Annotated in this window: 9 protein-coding genes; 2 read left to right on the plus strand and 7 right to left on the minus strand. The window is 48.8% G+C overall.

The genetic code is table 11. The annotated features are described in order from the left end of the window. Positions 1–80 precede the first annotated feature (80 nt). Together AC52PS_RS01695 and AC52PS_RS01700 are read left to right on the plus strand one after the other, a co-directional pair. Positions 81–2,069, plus strand: a complete 1,989-nt coding sequence (locus tag AC52PS_RS01695) for a 4-alpha-glucanotransferase (protein WP_495561293.1) — start codon at positions 81–83, stop codon at positions 2,067–2,069. A gap of 259 nt (positions 2,070–2,328) precedes the next feature. Further along, positions 2,329–5,826 (plus strand): alpha-amylase family glycosyl hydrolase, encoded by a 3,498-nt coding sequence (locus tag AC52PS_RS01700; RefSeq protein ID WP_495561294.1) that lies wholly within the window; start codon positions 2,329–2,331, stop codon positions 5,824–5,826. Positions 5,827–5,855: 29 nt separating this feature from the next. On the opposite strand, the gene AC52PS_RS01705 is transcribed toward AC52PS_RS01700, so the two are convergent. The 7 genes from AC52PS_RS01705 to AC52PS_RS01735 all read right to left on the minus strand — a co-directional run bounded on the left by AC52PS_RS01705 (position 5,856) and on the right by AC52PS_RS01735 (position 16,562). Continuing rightward, entirely contained in the window at positions 5,856–7,550 is a 1,695-nt protein-coding gene (locus AC52PS_RS01705; RefSeq protein ID WP_495561295.1) for a SpoIIE family protein phosphatase, read from the minus strand. Positions 7,551–7,554: 4 nt separating this feature from the next. Continuing rightward, positions 7,555–8,988 carry a TolC family protein gene (locus AC52PS_RS01710; RefSeq protein ID WP_495561296.1) on the minus strand — a complete coding sequence of 478 codons (1,434 nt, stop codon included), beginning with the start codon at positions 8,986–8,988 and terminating at the stop codon, positions 7,555–7,557. Between the two features lies 1 nt (position 8,989). Further along, positions 8,990–10,189: a hypothetical protein gene (locus tag AC52PS_RS01715; protein ID WP_495561297.1), complete on the minus strand. Its 1,200-nt coding sequence runs from the start codon at positions 10,187–10,189 to the stop codon at positions 8,990–8,992. Further along, entirely contained in the window at positions 10,186–13,329 is a 3,144-nt protein-coding gene (locus AC52PS_RS01720) for an efflux RND transporter permease subunit (protein ID WP_495561298.1), read from the minus strand. Before AC52PS_RS01720 ends, AC52PS_RS01715 begins: the two co-directional genes overlap by 4 nt. Further along, positions 13,326–14,612: an efflux RND transporter periplasmic adaptor subunit gene (locus tag AC52PS_RS01725; protein WP_495561299.1), complete on the minus strand. Its 1,287-nt coding sequence runs from the start codon at positions 14,610–14,612 to the stop codon at positions 13,326–13,328. Before AC52PS_RS01725 ends, AC52PS_RS01720 begins: the two co-directional genes overlap by 4 nt. Before the next feature lie 53 nt (positions 14,613–14,665). After that, positions 14,666–15,244, minus strand: a complete 579-nt coding sequence (locus tag AC52PS_RS01730; RefSeq protein WP_495561300.1) for a TetR/AcrR family transcriptional regulator — start codon at positions 15,242–15,244, stop codon at positions 14,666–14,668. Positions 15,245–15,467: 223 nt separating this feature from the next. Further along, positions 15,468–16,562: a DUF8084 family protein gene (locus AC52PS_RS01735; protein ID WP_495561301.1), complete on the minus strand. Its 1,095-nt coding sequence runs from the start codon at positions 16,560–16,562 to the stop codon at positions 15,468–15,470. Positions 16,563–16,572: the final 10 nt, after the last annotated feature.

Genomic DNA, 16,572 nt, shown 5'->3' on the forward strand with positions numbered 1-16,572 from the left:
AACGGAAGGACTTTTAACCCTCGATAGAATCAGTGCCTTCTGATAGAATATAATCATTCACAAATGTTACCGAGGTTTATATGAATTTTTCCGGCTTTACCCGTTATAAGACGGGGATACTTGTCCCGGTTTTCTCCTTGAAAACCGCCAAATCTCAAGGGAGTGGCGATTTTCTGGACCTTCTTGAACTGGGCAAATGGTGTAAAAAAAGTGGTCTGGATCTAATCCAGCTTCTACCGGTTAACGATACCGGTGGAGATCCCTCCCCCTACAGTGCACTGAGTGCGTATGCTCTCCATCCTGTATTTATGAGAATCAATACGGTCCCCGAGTATGATTCCCTAAGTGATTCCGCGAAAGCGGCAGTAGATAAGGGAATCAAGAAACTCAAAGCGTATGAAAAGCAGGAACGTCTGGCATACCATGAAGTACTGGAAATGAAACTTGAGGTTCTGCACCGGATGTTCAGCGATCATCAAGGGGCAATTCTCAAAGATAAGGATCTGCTTACATGGATTGACGATAATCGCTGGGTCCAGGAGTATGCCGTATTCCGCAGCATTAAAAGGCACAACGAGTTCCGTTCCTGGCAGGAATGGCCGGAGTATCAGGATGTGACTCAGGGTCAGATTGAGGAACTCTGGAATTCAAAGGAACTCTTCGAGTCCACCCGATTTTATGCCTGGGTACAATATCGTTTGGAACGGCAGTTTCTGGAAGCCGCCCAGGGTCTTGAAAAAATGGGAATAACTTTGAAGGGAGATATCCCCATACTAATGAACGAGGATAGTGCTGATGTGTGGGCCCATCGGGACATTTTCCAGCTGACATCCCGGGCCGGTGCGCCGCCGGACATGTTTGCCGAACTGGGTCAGAATTGGGGATTTCCTGTGTACAATTGGGAAGCCCTTGAACAGCGGGATTATGACTGGTGGAAACTCAGGCTCAAGCAGGCGGATAAATTCTATGAGGCGTACCGGATCGACCATGTTCTTGGTTTTTTCAGGATTTGGACAGTTCCCTCCAGCCAGAAAGAGGGAATTCTCGGATATTTCTCACCCTCACAGCATCTGCATCGCCATGATCTTCACAGCATCGGTTTTGATGATGGACGAATAAAATGGCTTGCGGAACCCCATATCCGGGGGCATCAGATTCAAAATGCCTTCGGAACAAAGGCTCTCGAGGTTATTGCCCGATGCTTTACCAAGCTGGGGAACGAGGACCTTTATCTATTTAAGGAAGATATTCGTGGTGAAAAGAATATTTTATCCCAACCCTTTGAAAATCATATTATCCATCTTCTTCTGGAAATGTACCGGGATCGGGCGTTGATCCAGGTGGGCGATGATGAGTTTTCTCCTGCATGGACCTTCCGATCCTGCAGCAGATATCAGGATCTCTTCGATAATGAAAAGCATGAGTTTGAAGAGCTGGTAAGTAGAAAAGGATGGGAAAGCGAACAGCTGTGGGAAAAGCATGGCGAGAAGCTTCTGGGCTTTATGAGAAAGACCGTGGGAATGTTGACCTGCGCCGAGGACCTGGGAGTTGTTCCAGATTGCGTCCCGAAAGTTCTTGAACGTCTCGATATTCTGGGACTGAAGGTTCCCCGATGGGCACGGCGCTGGGGTGAACCGGGAGATCCGTACATTCCCCACACCCAGTATCCTTTCAATTCCGTGTGCGCCCCCTCGGTTCATGACACCTCAACCCTGAGAGAATGGTGGGAGTTCGAAGACGGAAAAGAAGAATTCTGGATCAGTCTTGGAATGGAAGGCCCCTGCCCGCAGGATTACAGCAGCCAGACCGCCGAACGGGTGATTCAGCGCCTGCTGGATACTTCAAGTGCCATTGCCGTTTTTCAAATCCAGGATCTGTTTGCCATTTCTCAGGATTACCGGGCCGACGACTCACGGGAAGAACGAATTAATATACCGGGAACCGTTCAGGACAGAAACTGGTCATATAGAATGCCGATGAAACTGGAAAGCCTGGCTAAAGATTCGGCGTTTAACAAAAAATTATCCGATATGGTTGCACAACGAGGGAACAGGCAACTTCCGGAATAAATTCATCTCAGACGGATGAAACCCGTTATCCACAAGCATCCCCAATACGGCGGATCTTCCATTTTTCACTGGAGATCCGTCGTAATTTATTCCAAATCCGTCCACGTAGAATGAAAAATCTAGGATACAATGAAGAATGAGCCTGGTTCAAATGATTCAGTTTTGAACGGGTTTCAGGTATAAGATAAAATTTCCAACGGTTGTGATCCCGGGTCTGTACTCGAGAATCCCGGGTATTTCACGGCAAAGGAGAGCGATCATGTCCGGACTTAGGGAATTTCACATCAGCAGAGAAATCCGCGATAAGCTATCCTTCGATGAGGGGTTGTACTCATCTAAAGGAACGGTAGTTTTCGCAAATCTTCAGGGTGCACGGCGCTTTCATCGAAAACTTGCAGACCAGTATCCTGGAAACGCCGACCGCCTGCGGGCGGAGGATCTCTACGCCATGGGACTGATCGATGAAGCTTTCCATGTTGTTTTGTTTCAATACCGCAAGGATATCAGTTCAAATCTCATATCCAGACTGTATGAACATTTATCCCATGAGATCGGGAGAAACAGGCTGGAAACCACACTGGAAAAATTTCTCACCCTTTTTCCCACCCGCAGCATATATGTGCGGGATATGAGCCCCGCACAGTATCTTGATTCTATGCATGATGGCGAGACGGGCATGGAAATAGCTCTCGAAGAACTCTTTCTTCTCTACTTAAGCAATGCGAATCCAGGGTATGCAGACGGTCGGATGCTCATAGATGACAGCAGCCTCAATGAGCACAGCTCCTACAGCGCCATAATTCAGGGTATACGGACATTTCTCTCTAAAGAGGCCGTGTACGGACCGGATTCCCAGGATTTATTTACCATGCTCCGTAATCCTGCCAAGCTGTATCCCGATTCTCTCCAGAAACAGTTGGAATATATCCGTGACCGCTGGGGGTATCTTTTAGGTGATCTTTTCATGAAACTTCTGAGAGGTATAGATTTTCTGAAAGAAGTTAATAGCTTTTTTACCAATCAGGGTATGCTACCCGGCAGCAGTGTACGTATAGATCCGTACAGTTTCGACGGAATGGAAGATTATGAGCGCTTCTCCGACGATTCGGAGTGGATGCCCAAGGTGGTTCTTCTGGCAAAGAGCACTCTTGTGTGGCTCAGTCAGTTGACCAAACTGTACTCACGGGATATTACCCGGCTTGATCAGATTCCCGATGAAGAGCTGGATAACATTGCATCCCGGGGCTTCAACGCTCTTTGGCTCATCGGCCTCTGGGAGCGCAGCGACGCATCCAGGAGAATTAAACATCAATGCGGAAACCCCGAAGCCGCAGCCTCCGCGTATGCTCTCTATAACTCGGAAATTGCGGGGAAGGTTGGAGGTTGGGATGCCTTGAAACAACTTCGGGACCGCTGCGCCCGGAGAGGAATCCGCCTCGCCTCAGATATGGTTCCGAATCATACGGGAATTGACAGCGAATGGATGCAGGAGCATCCGGACTGGTTCCTTCAGCTGGATCATCCTCCGTATCCCAGTTACAGTTTTACCGGAGAGAATCTATCTTCCAGGGATGGTGTGGGAATTTACCTGGAGGACCATTACTATGATCAAAGCGATGCAGCCGTAGTCTTCAAAAGAATCGATTTTCACAGCGGACATACCCGGTTTATTTATCATGGGAATGACGGAACGCATATGCCCTGGAACGATACCGCCCAGCTCAACTATGTCAAAGAGGAGGTCAGGGAGGCGGTCATCCAGACCATTCTCCACGTTGCCAGAAATTTTCCCATTATCCGCTTCGATGCCGCCATGACACTGGCGAAGAAACATATTCACCGCCTATGGTTTCCCGAACCGGGGAGCGGAGGAGACATTGCCACCCGGGCAGAGTATGGACTGACCTGGAGTCAGTTCAATGAACTGATGCCCCGGGAGTTTTGGAGAGATGTGGTCGACAGGGTAAACCGGGAAGTTCCCGATACGCTTCTACTGGCTGAAGCATTCTGGATGATGGAAGGGTATTTTGTCCGAACACTGGGAATGCACCGGGTGTACAATTCCGCCTTCATGAATATGCTTAAAAATGAGGAAAACGATAAGTATAGGAAAACAATCAAGAACACCATCGAATTTGATAAGGATATTCTGAAGCGTTTCGTGAATTTCATGAATAACCCTGATGAAGATACTGCGGTGGCTCAGTTTGGCGACGGTGATAAGTATTTCGGTGTTTGCACCCTGATGGTTACCATGCCCGGACTTCCCATGTTCGGACACGGACAGATAGAAGGGTTCACGGAAAAATACGGCATGGAATACCAGCGCGCATATTACGATGAAACACCCAGAAAAGATCTGCTCAACCGCCATGAACAGGAAATTTTTCCATTAATGAAAAAGCGTTATCTGTTTTCAGGTGTGGAGCATTTCTACCTCTTTGACTTCCTGGATCACGGCAATATCAATGAAAATGTATTTGCATACAGCAATGCCAATGATCTTGAGCGGGCTCTTGTATTTTATAATAACGGGTATGCCAGCAGCACGGGTTGTATTAATGAAACCTCACCGTATGTTGAAAAGAGTATCGGCGGACGGAAGGAAAGCATGCGGAAAACCCTGGGAGATGCATTGCGTTTGAGCCGCAGTGAAGACTCCTGGTGTCTTCTCCGGGAGTCGAGAACCGGTCTCTGGTATATCAGACACTCTCTGGATATCCATGAGAACGGATTTCACCTTCACCTGAACGGGTATGAGTCACGGGTTTATCTTGATATTCATGAAGTCCGAGATAACGAATACGGGCATTACCGTCAGCTGCACGACAGGCTGCAGGGTGAAGGGGTGAAGGATATCGGAACCGCAATTCGACAGATCCTTCTCAAGCCTGTATATGATGCATTCATATCTGTATTTTCCCCGGCGTTTGTTGATAAATTTGTGGACTACCTGGGGACAAGTGGAAAAACATCTGTGGATTTACATGCACAATTTGTGAAGTCTTTTACGGAATTTGTGAAAACCGTGGAAGAGTACACAGTTGATCCCGAATTCACTGACAACTCTGTACGAACATTTTCACAGGTTATCCACAATCTGCACCATGCATTTCAGATTCGTTCCAGTTCCAAGAGCAAAAAATCGATGGCATACCTTCTTGGGCCGGTGAAAGATAATCTGGAATTAAAGAAGCTTCTGCTCGGGTTTATTATCCTCCACAGCATCGGAGATTATAATGATGAGTGGATGTTGGAAGGACGAATACACGAGGTATTGGGTTTCGCACCTGATCTCCAACAGGCCTTTACCTGGCTCAGCAGTTATTCCGAATGGAGCGGGAAGGGAAAATCAATCGGGCCTTCAGATTTGAAAAAGGCCGTGGATTTCCAGGTGGTCTTGAGGGCCATCGGGACGAATTACTTCAACGCTGTGCACTGGTTTAACCGGGAGGCTTTTGAAGAGTTTGCATGGTGGTCGGCGGTGTACCATATCATTCTGAGCGATAATCTGAATGAAGAACTGATGCAGAAAAGTTATACCCGTTCTCAGAAGTGGTTGAAAGCTATGGAAGAAAGCGGATATGAACTGGGGCGGTTGAAAGATCAGCTGCCCTCTCCAAAGAACGTCTCAAAAACGAAAAGCCGGAAACGCGAAGCTCCGGTAAAAACTGCATCCTCGAACGAGAAGAAACCTGTAAAGACCCGGAAAAAGAGCGGTACCGGAAAACCGGGGGGCGCAGCTGGGGGTAAATGATACCCCCGCTGCATTGTGGCGAAGCTGGTTCAGAAAACCAGCTCCATAAGCGTTATGTCATCTTCGAAATATTCGGTTTTTGAAAGAGCTTCAATTTGAGTAATAATTTGCTGAACATCCTCATCCGGACTACCCTGGGTAAGGTTGAGCAATTTGATAAATTCTTCCACTCCAAGGATGCGTCCATTGTTTCTGCGAATTTCAAATAGACCGTCGCTGAACAGAAAGAGCCGGTCTCCCGCTTCGATTTTCTGACTCTGCACGGTATATGTACTGTCTTCCAAAGCCCCGATTATAATATCTCTGCTGGCAAGTTCAATGCTCTTCTGGCTACTCTTCTGGCTGCCATGGTTCATAAGGATGGCCGGCGGAGCCCCCGCACTGGCATAGTGGAGCATGTGTTCATGGATATCGTACACTCCGTACCAAATGGTGAAAAAGTTCGGGTTTTCATCCTCTATCTGAAAATGAATATTCAGCCCCTCCAATACAGAGCCGGGATTGGTAAAATCCACCCCGGGTAAACTACCGGTGCTGAGCAGCTGGGAGATACTGATAGCCAGCAGAGCCGATCGGATTCCATGTCCGCTTGCATCCAGAATAAACATGCATAAGCGGGAATCATCCAGCCAGAAATGGTTCACAAAATCGCCGCCCAGCTGCGCAGACGGCTGAAAATAAATTGACGAAAGGATTGATCCCTGAAGCCCCTGGGGAAGCTGGCTTTTAATATAGCTTGCAGCTTCATTTAATTCTCTGGCTAGATTATTTTGACTTTCCAATAACGCCCGGGTGTATTGCTGACGCTCCAGTTGCAGACTGCGTTTCTCAATGCATGCATCAATACGGGCTTTGAGAATGGCCGGTTCAAAATCCTTGGGCAGATAATCTTCAGCTCCCATTTTAATGCATTGGGCAATGCTGTCGGAATTTTGTACCGCGGAGAGCATAATTACCGGGATATCGCTGGTGTCGTCATTCTTCTTCAATTCCCGGAGAACCTGATATCCGGTCATATCGGGCATTAAAACATCCAGAATTATTATGTCCGGTGTAAGGCTTTTGAGTGTTTCAAGCCCCCGCTCGCCGGATTCTGCTTCGATAATACTGTGCCCCAGCGCCGATAGGTGGCGGTTTATGAGTCTTCGGGAAGCTGCCGAATCATCCACAAGGAGAATCTTCCCCGGATTCTTGGTTTTTTCACCTTGGAAGTCCTCATCTATGTCAAAATCGCTGAAATCCGGAAGCTGCTCAGGGCTTTCATCTCTGGCTGATGTCACTGTTGGAAAGGAGTGTTCATCGCGTCCCTGGGCAAACAGCTCCTCCAGCTGGATATCAATAACCTCTTCTTCTACCAGTTGGAGCATCTGGTTCGCCACATAGAGAATCTGTTCCCCATCGTGTACGAAGCTTGGATCTTCCCGCTTGAACTGAACGATGAGACGCCGGGTGTCGGTAATAATCTGCATGAGGGGGACGAAGAAGGCCTTTTTGATATCTTCAGAACCGGAAAGCTCGGAATAATCTGAATCGGTGTCCAAAAAGAAATTGATAAGTCGGCGAACCTTGTCCGCTTTGGAGGTGATGCTGTCAAGGCCTCCGATATAGGAGCCTCTACCGTATTCCAACGCATCGGTGCGGAGAATTTCTGCATAGCCGATGATATGGTTCAGATATGTCCGCAGCTCATGCCGCAGCTTTTCCAATCGCTGTATTCCTTGCACCGTATCATTCTACGTCCTTGCCGGTGATAAAATCAAGTTCTGCCAGGGATGTCTCATACTCAAAGTTGTAACTTAATGCCTCCAGCCGCGCTCCAAGGAGCAAAAGACGGCTACCGAGAAGTTCCTCCCTGGTTATCAGTTCATTTTCGAAGCTCACCTGGGCGTTTTTAAATTGCTCTTCCTGGAGAGCAAGCTTGTCCCTGGCCTCCAGGTATCGGGCAACGGCCAGGTTTATTTGTTGTACAATATTGGAAAGACGCAGTTCCAGACTGTCCAGGGTGAGTCTCTCTCCGTTCTGTGCCTGTTGAAGCTGAAGAAGAGATTGTCGGTATGAGTTCTCAGCCTGTCCCCAGTCGAGGGCTGTCATATCCAATCCGAAGGAGAGGGTTACCCCCAGATCCCAGGTTTCCCTCCAGTTTGGAGTGAGGGGAATCCGTTGTCCGCTGAGTTCAATATCGGCCTGAAACCCGATATCGGGGCGGAATGTCCTGCTGGAAGCCTGGATTTCCTTCTGAACGTCCGCCAGTTGACGCTGCACTGAGATTTTTTGAAGTTCTCCGTTGTTTTGCCTGAGTTGAGTTAATAGCTCCTGCTGACGTTCTCCTGATATTTGAAATTGCAGAATACGCCGATAATATTGATCGGCGGGTTCTGATTCCTCCGGTGGCACTGCGGCTTGCTGCAGGACCGAAGGTTGAAATATCGGACGCAGCTGGTCGGCGGGAATGGAACTGCTGATCTCAAGACCCAGGCGGGCCGATGCCAAGGCCTGATCAATCTCTGTGAGTCTGGTAATAATGGATGATACATTGCTCCGGGCGTCCAGAACTGACTGCCAATTCACCAGCCCCTGTTCGTAGCGTGCGCGGTTGTCTTCCAGCATACCGTTGGAAAGCTCCTGCATTTCAGAAATAATTTCTTTGCTGGAAGAGAGCATTTTTACCGCCGACCAGTTTTGCCGGATATCCCGGATAATTTCCCTCCGGGTTTGTACTTCGCTCAGGCTGCTGGTTTGCAGCTGAAGCTCCGCAGCCCGCTTGGCATTTTTCAGTTTATTCCAAGTATATACCGGTTGGCTGATACCGGCAGTGAGCCGAAAGAAGCTGTTTTCCGCTCCGGGTACCAGTTCAATCTCGCTGTCAGGCACCGGAGCGGGAAACTGGCTTCCGGGAACGGTGGTGGTGCCCAGGCTTCCCTCCTCAACGCTCACCCCCTCCGGCGGATTGCTCAGATAGCTCATACTACCCTGAATATTGATGCTGGGACGCATGGCTGCAATTGCATTCTCCAGATCCAGCCGGGAGGAATCCCGGCTGAGAACCTCGTTATTTAACCTGAGATTCGTGTCGAGACTGGTCTGGATCACCTCTTCCAGGGTTTGGGAATGAACGGGCAGAGAAAAAATAGCAATGAAGATCCAAATATGTAGTAGTTTCATATCAATTGGTACTGTCCGGATCATTGAGAGGAACCGTATATGGGTTGAATCCGCTGTGAATTTCAACATTTTCCAAAATCACTTCACTGGTTCCTCCGGCTGGCTGCCCATAGTTTCCATCGGGAGAAATGAGACCCTCCGTTCCATCCCCCCAATCGGCATATACGCTAATAATTTCGATACCGTCTTCCCCTTCGGGGATGCTGCCACTGGCTCCGGACGGAAAATCACCGGGAGAATTATCATCCCATTGAATATTGAATGTGTACCTGCCGTTTATATCGGTTAATGCATATTCGGGATCTTCATAACCGCTGCCAGATGTATCGTCAGTATCGATAATCAGTTCTACAAGAATTCCTTCAATAGGATAATCAGGATTGTCGCCACTTTTCCGGTCTACAATTCGACCGGTTATTTCCATCTGGAAGTTACTCCTGGGCTGTCTGTTAATGGAGATATCATTTAAAACACTTTCCTGACTTGAATACAGGTCGAGGTTCCTCGGCTGCCCGCTGTTTTTCCATTCATTGTCGTCCACGGATATGGTGACATTTTCGGTACTGGATGTACCCTCAGCTGCGGCAGTCTCATCGGTCCAGGTCACATCGGTGAACTCAAAAACACCTATGGTATCCTCCACGGTGCCGCTCAGAGCCACATAATCTTCATTCTCGTCGGGAGTACTGTCCAGATCAAGAACCATCCGCACCCCGTTCACCCCTTCACCGGAGCTGTTCACAACCCGTCCCGAAACCAGGGGAGAGCTGAAGGTTGTACGGTCCAGTTCAATATCTTCCAAAATATTGTTGGTATCCGAAAAGATCCCCCGTTGGGTGATTACCACATCGGCATAGTCGGGATGACTTACACCCATGTATATCTCGCCCGAATCCCCTTCCGGGCCGAATCTGCCCACCAGGCTCTGCCAGATCACCTTGCTGGAGTAGTAGCCGGCCTCTCCGTTGAAGTTAGCGGTTGAGGTTTTGGTGAAGAAATTTTCATCCTGCGGAAGCTCGGGTTCCTTTTCGAAGAGATAAATGGTAACACCGTTGATCCCGGTGTTGGACTCGCTGTCCAGGACGTATCCCTGAATATCCGCACTGTAAAAATTTCCGCAGGAACTGAGGAACAATATTCCTGCGGTGATGAGCAGCATTGTTACGAATGCCTGTTTTCCGATTTGCCTGTGGGCGTTCATGCCTCGGCCTCCCGTCGTTTTAATCTGTATGATTCAATAATCCAATATATGGTGGGTATGAGCACCAGGGTAATAAGAGTGGATGTGGTTAGACCGCCGACCACCGCCTTTGCCATGGGAGCCCGCAGTTCGGCGCCGGTACCATAGCCAAGAGCCATGGGGATCAATCCCAGAAGTGTAGTGGTGGTGGTCATCAGAATTGGTTTGAGCCGGGTGGTCCCTCCCCGGATAATGGCGGACTTGAGGTCCAGTCCCTGTGATCTGAGAAGATGAATATAATCTATTAGTACGATGGCGTTGTTCACAACAATACCGGTGAGAAGAATCGCTCCGGTGAAAGAAAGAATGTTGAATGTGGTATTAGTAAGAAGGAGCGCAGCAACAAGCCCGAAAATGGAAAAAGGCACGGAGAACATCACGATCAGTGGATTCAAAAAATCTTCGAACTGACTTGCCATAACCATGTACACCAGACTCAGAGCCATGATTAATGCGAGGAGAAGGCTCCGGAACGACTCGTCCATTTCACTGGCGGATCCGGCGATTTCCCGGCTTATACCCAGGGGCGCAGGTCCCATTTGATTAAGAATTGATTCCATATCATCCACCACCCGGTTCAGTGCCCGGGAACCGTCGGTGTTCCCGAGAACTTCAACCACCCGGGTTCTGTCCTGCCGGATGATTCCCTGAGGCCCCTGCTCTTCTACAATTTCTATAACATTTTCCAGGGGAATGGGCGTTCCCGCCTGATTCACGAACGTGAGGTTGTTCATCTTGTCCAGGTTGTTCCTGTCTTCCTCGTTGAGAATAATAACCACATCAAGATCATCACCATCCCGGGAGAACCGGCTGACCGTTTGGCCGTTATATGCAGCACGAACTGTGGCGGCAATTTCCAAAGGGCTGAGACCCAGACTTACAGCCTGTTCCCGTTTAATGCGGAATTGAAGTTCCGGCCGGCCGGTGGAGAAACTGGATCGAAAATTCCGGGTGCCTTCTACGGAGCTCATCCGTTCAGCAAGGGTGTCTGCATAATCCTGCATGGATTCAAGATCATCGCCCAGCAAACGAATTACCAGCGGGCTGCCGCCGCCTCCGCTTGCCATACCCGCGAGGGAGCTCATGCCGGTGATGGTCAGATTGTGCTGGATATCCAGAATTTCGCTCTCAATCCGCCTGTTAATTCTTCGAGTGATCTCCCAGATGTCTTCGCTGCGCTCATCTTTTCCTGTCAGTGCCACATCCACGTTGGCAAAATTGCTTCCGCCGTCACCCACCCGGGTGGAGAGGGTTTCCAGGTAGGATCCCGCTTCCTCCCGGATGATCTCTTCAATGCGGTACACCTTGTCTGTTGTAAGAGCGTAATCCGAACCCACGCGGGTTTCTATGGATATCTGAAAGGTACCCTCATCCGCTTCAGGAAGAAACTCCATCCCCAGAAGAAGAATCGAACCCAGGCTGAAACTAAGCAGAAGAACCGCGGAAATAACCACAGTCCACCGGTGATTCAGGCTCCAGTTGATAAGGGTTTCATACCCTTCATCCATTTTTTTTAGACCATGCTGTATCCATTCGCCGATTTTATCCAGGACCCTGTTGCCGGTATGGGTTGTAACGTCCGCAAGAGATAACTCATGAAGTTTATCCGGATGAAGTCCGGTGAGTTTTTCCACTTTGAGAAAGCGGGAGGAAAGCATGGGGATGAGTGCAAGAGCGGTTATAAGGCTCATCCCCAGGCTGAAACTGATGGTGAGACTGAGATCCCGGAATAGATGCCCCGCCAAACCATCAACAAAGAGCATGGGAATGAACACGGCCATGGTGGTAAGGGTGGAGGCGATAATGGCCTTGCTGACTTCCTCGGCGCCTTCGATTGCCGCATCATGCCGGGAAATACCCATCAGCTGTTTTCGGTAAATTGACTCCAGGACAACAATGGCATTATCCACGAACATTCCGATTGCAAGGGTAATTCCCAGCAGACTGGTGATATTCAGAGTCATTCCTCCGAAATCAATGAGACTGAAGGTGGCGATTACCGAAAGTGGTATTGCCATGGACACGATAACAGTGGAGCGCACATTCCGCAGAAATATCAGCAGTACGATAATTGCAAGAATCCCCCCCTGCCATGCGGTGGTTGCAACCCCTCCGATACTTCCCCGCACCTGAACCGCCTGGTCGCTGTGCACTTCAAAGCGGATGGAAGAGGGAAGAACCTGTCGTATTTCTGAAATCCGTTGCAGTACCGCTTCATTCACATCAACGGTGTTGTACCCCGACTGCTTTTGAATGGCCAGGTTCACACCTTCATTCCCCCTGACGTATACGTATTCCTGTTGGGGTTTGTAATCCAGGGAAATATCGGCGATATCCTTCAGATAAACAGGAAGCTGACCTTTGGAACCCACCAGAGTGTTACCGATATCTTCTGTGGTTTCAAACTCGCCGATGGTTCGGATAATAATAGTGCGTCTGTCGGCGGTAATGGTGCCCCCTGGTAGACTGATGTTCTCAGCATCAAATGCCCTGATCACCTGGGGGATGGGTATTTCCAGCTTTATGAGACTCTCCATATCCAGCCGGACCATCATGGCGGCTTCCCTGCCGCCGAAAAAATCCACCTGTGCAACTCCGGGAATTCGTTCCAGCTGGGGAATGACCTCCGATTCAATGAGATCTCGAATATTGATTCCCTCGCTCTCAGTAAATACATTCACCCGCAGGGAGGGGAGCGTGTTGGAGCTGAACTTGAATATGAGCGGACGTTCGGTCCCCTGGGGAAAATTCTGGGATACCGTATTGATTGCTTCCCGGATCTCCGGGAGCATAATGTCCAGGTCTGTACCGGATACGAAACCCACCTGGACCATGGACATGCTTTCATACGATTCCGAAGATATGGATTCCACACCGTCAAGGCCTGCGAAGGCCGATTCGATTCTCCGGCTTACACCGCTTTCCATTTCGTAGGGGCCCACACCGGGGTTGGTGGTAAACACAATTGCAGTGGGAAGATTTACATCGGGAAAAAGTTCCTGGCCAATCCTTGTCAGAGAGATAATACCCAGCACAAAGAACGCTGCAAACACCATGGTTGCTGTCACAGGATGCTTAACCGCCAGTCTGGGAATGCTCATTCCGCACCTTCCCCGGCGATTGTCCGCACTTCTTGACCTTCCTCCAGGAAGGCATTCCCTTCCACAATGATTCTGTCATTGGGGTTCAGCTCGGACTGAATGGCAGTAACCCCGCTTTCGCTCAAGCCGGTTTCCACTTCTCTGCTTCGGGCAATGAAGGTGTTTGGATCTCCGTCCTCATTGTTGTCTAAGGTGAAAATAACCTGACTCCCCTCACGAAACACCAGCGCGGTATCCGGAACCAGGAGCACATCCCTGATCTCCTGTACAATGAAATCTACTCTCACGAACATTCCCGGTTTCAAAAGAGATGCGGGATTTTCCACAGCAACATCCACCACAAATGTTCTGCTCTCCGCCTGTATAACTTCTGCAATGCTGGTAATAAACCCCTCGAATGGAGGGGAGTCAGGATATGCGATTGGTGAAACCCGGGCCCGTATACTGTCCCGCTGCTGCTGGAAAAGACCGTAATGCTGTTCAGGGATAGTGATTTTTGCATAGATCACATTGTCGCTCACAATGGAGAGAAGAGGATTGCCCGGAGCTGCGGTGTTACCGGCATCGTTATAAATTTCCACCACCCGGCCTGCAACAGGGCTGAGGACCCGGGCATTCTCCAACTGAAGTTGCGCTAGGTCATACTGCCGTTGAGCGGCCCGGGCTTGAGCCCGGGCAACGTTAATGTCTTCCTGACGAGCGCCCTGCTCCATGAGCTGAACGTTCCGGCGGGCATTTTCCAGCTCGGTTTCTGCAGCGGTAACCCGGTTTTGCGCTTCCTCATATTCTGCCCTGGCAATGGTGCCCGATTCAAAGAGATTTTCGGTGCGCGCCAGGTTGTTCCGTGCGGTCTGCAGTTCATTCTCCGCCTGTTGGAGAGTTGCCCGGGCATTCTGCAATTCCTCCGGGCGTACACCCTGAACCGATTTTGCAAGAACCGCCTCGGCAGCTTCCCAGTTCGCTCTGGCCTGTTCCGCCTGGAGCCTGACAACTTCATCATCCAGCCGCACAAGAAGTTGATCCTTCTCCACCCTCTGATTTTCCTCAACAAGGATTTCCAGGATTTCCCCTGAAATGAGGGGGGTAACCACCGTACTTTGCTCCGGCCTGAGATTTCCGTTATATGAAAGTTCCACCTGAAGATCGCCAATGTAGGGGGTGCCTGTGCGCACCGGAGTTGCCTGTGCTTGCGGTTCTTCCTCTGTTGCCTGAAAGATCAGTTGGACAGCTACGGCTGCCAAAAGTAATCCAACGATTGCAAGAGGTATCAGTTTTTTAATCAATGTTCATCTCCCGGGTCTACCCTGATTCAACCCGTGAGCGGTGAAGCGCCGGGTTAGTCTTCCTGAGGCATGATTCCCTGTACGATAAGGCTGCGCATCTTTTCAATTTCACCCTTCAAACGGGTGCTCGAAACAGATGAAAATGTAAATAGTATCCCGGAAATCCATAACTTCAGCAGATATGCCCGGGATTCCGAATCATATTTGGCCAACGGGTATTCTGCAGCCTCCGGAGCGTCAAATATTGCCGATAACTGATTGCTTACCCGTACCAGATTCTTACGGAACAGATTCAGGCGATTCGCCTCCTGATACATACCCCGCACCAGCGGATGAAGTTCTTTCAGTATGTCAAATCCATAATCCGTAATTGCCGTTACACGGTCAGACAAGGGGCGGTCGGAATGTAGAATAGTGCTTAACTGCCTGTTGAACTTTTTCCACACCGCGTTGACTGCTGAAATAAACAGTACTTCCTTATCCTTAAAATATGTATAAATAGAGCCCGGGGCAATACCTGAAGCTATGGCAATATCTTTCATTGTCGTATTTGTAAAGCCCTGTTCACCGAAGGCTTTAATTGCGGCCTGAAGAATTTTACTTCTTTTCTCCTCATCCTGCTGACGGGCCATATGCACCTCTTTTGTTATTTTTGAACTCTCATTCAAGTTTAGCGCATTCCTGAATCAAATTCAAGATAAATGCTGATGAATTTTATCATAATGGTTCGGAGTTCTTCTCGGGGGGAGGGGAATACTTGGCTGAAGTTATTCCGTCCGGTATTCATATCCTGACGCCGGTTCGCCGATCAAGGACATCCACTGTTGCTGTGTGAGGTTACAATACTTGGGGCCGTTAAATAGTCAGAACGATGTGAATTGTAGTGGTTGCATCTGTCTCACTGCGATTTACAAAACTCTCAAAATTTATATGCACTTTTTTACATGCTTCATTCAGATACGATAGATAATAGAGGCCCAGGTTCATATTTTCCTGCAGTTCGGTTTGTCCTTCGTAAAAGTCCTTCAGACTCTTCCCACTGATATTGGCTGTAATCCGATGATTGATTTTCTGCTTCATATCGTCAAAGCCGGATTTCTGGTTTGAGATCATGAAATGCATTCTGGCACGATCCCCTTTTTCATGACGCTTTTTGCTGAGGCGAAGAAGAATATATATGTTATCGTCATCCAGCAGTTTTTTGAGGGCCGATGATTGGTCATCGCCCATGGCCATATTCATCAGCAGTTCAACCAGCATCAGTGCCAGATACTCGGGAATGCTGGCCTTATCCATGAATTGGGAAAGCAGTTGCTGTCCCTTACGAATCAGCTGAAAATAGCCTGTGGATCCCCGGTGAATGGATAAGATGAAATAAATCAGTGGATCCAGCGTGTCCAGATACTTTCTGGCAAGATTCTTATACATGTTCTTTTCCGATTCATGCATGCTTTCATTGGCTTCAATTCGTTTAATTACGGGCTGAGACATCATCTGTTTAATTTCATTAACAGCGGATATGTTTTTAGTGAGGATATTATCCAGAACTTTTTGATTAATTTTGGTGCGGTAATCTATGGGGTTTTTGATATTGTGGCGGTTGTAATGCTGTATCAGCTCCGATTCCACCACATTCTCGAACAGAAGGGTGTTGAATTGACGGTACAGCATTCCGTAGGTCATCAGCTTTATGAGATCGATAATTTCCTTGCGCTTTGAAACAACGTCCTCAAGGGGCAGCTCCATTTTACTGATGTAATCGAGCAGCTGCATACGCTGGATGGTTGCCGGGGAGAAGTCCACCACATGAATACCGTATTCTTCCACACCGTCGGAAAGTTTGAAGCGGTTGATTTTTTTACCGCTTTTTGTAAAGTAGGACACTCCGTCGTCGGTGAAGATCACCTTCATGGGAATGTCTAAAATTCCTTTCCGTGTTGATGTTTCCATGAATTACCAT

Source organism: Salinispira sp., from assembly GCF_059431795.1.

What these genes read in the sequence shown, in the direction of transcription:
- AC52PS_RS01695 (WP_495561293.1), top strand. Translation starts at nt 81, where the DNA reads ATGAATTTTTCCGGCTTTACCCGTTATAAGACGGGGATACTTGTCCCG.
- AC52PS_RS01700 (WP_495561294.1), top strand. Translation starts at nt 2,329, where the DNA reads ATGTCCGGACTTAGGGAATTTCACATCAGCAGAGAAATCCGCGATAAG.
- AC52PS_RS01710 (WP_495561296.1), bottom strand. Translation starts at nt 8,988, where the DNA reads ATGAAACTACTACATATTTGGATCTTCATTGCTATTTTTTCTCTGCCC.
- AC52PS_RS01715 (WP_495561297.1), bottom strand. Translation starts at nt 10,189, where the DNA reads ATGAACGCCCACAGGCAAATCGGAAAACAGGCATTCGTAACAATGCTG.
- AC52PS_RS01720 (WP_495561298.1), bottom strand. Translation starts at nt 13,329, where the DNA reads ATGAGCATTCCCAGACTGGCGGTTAAGCATCCTGTGACAGCAACCATG.
- AC52PS_RS01730 (WP_495561300.1), bottom strand. Translation starts at nt 15,244, where the DNA reads ATGGCCCGTCAGCAGGATGAGGAGAAAAGAAGTAAAATTCTTCAGGCC.
- AC52PS_RS01735 (WP_495561301.1), bottom strand. Translation starts at nt 16,562, where the DNA reads ATGGAAACATCAACACGGAAAGGAATTTTAGACATTCCCATGAAGGTG.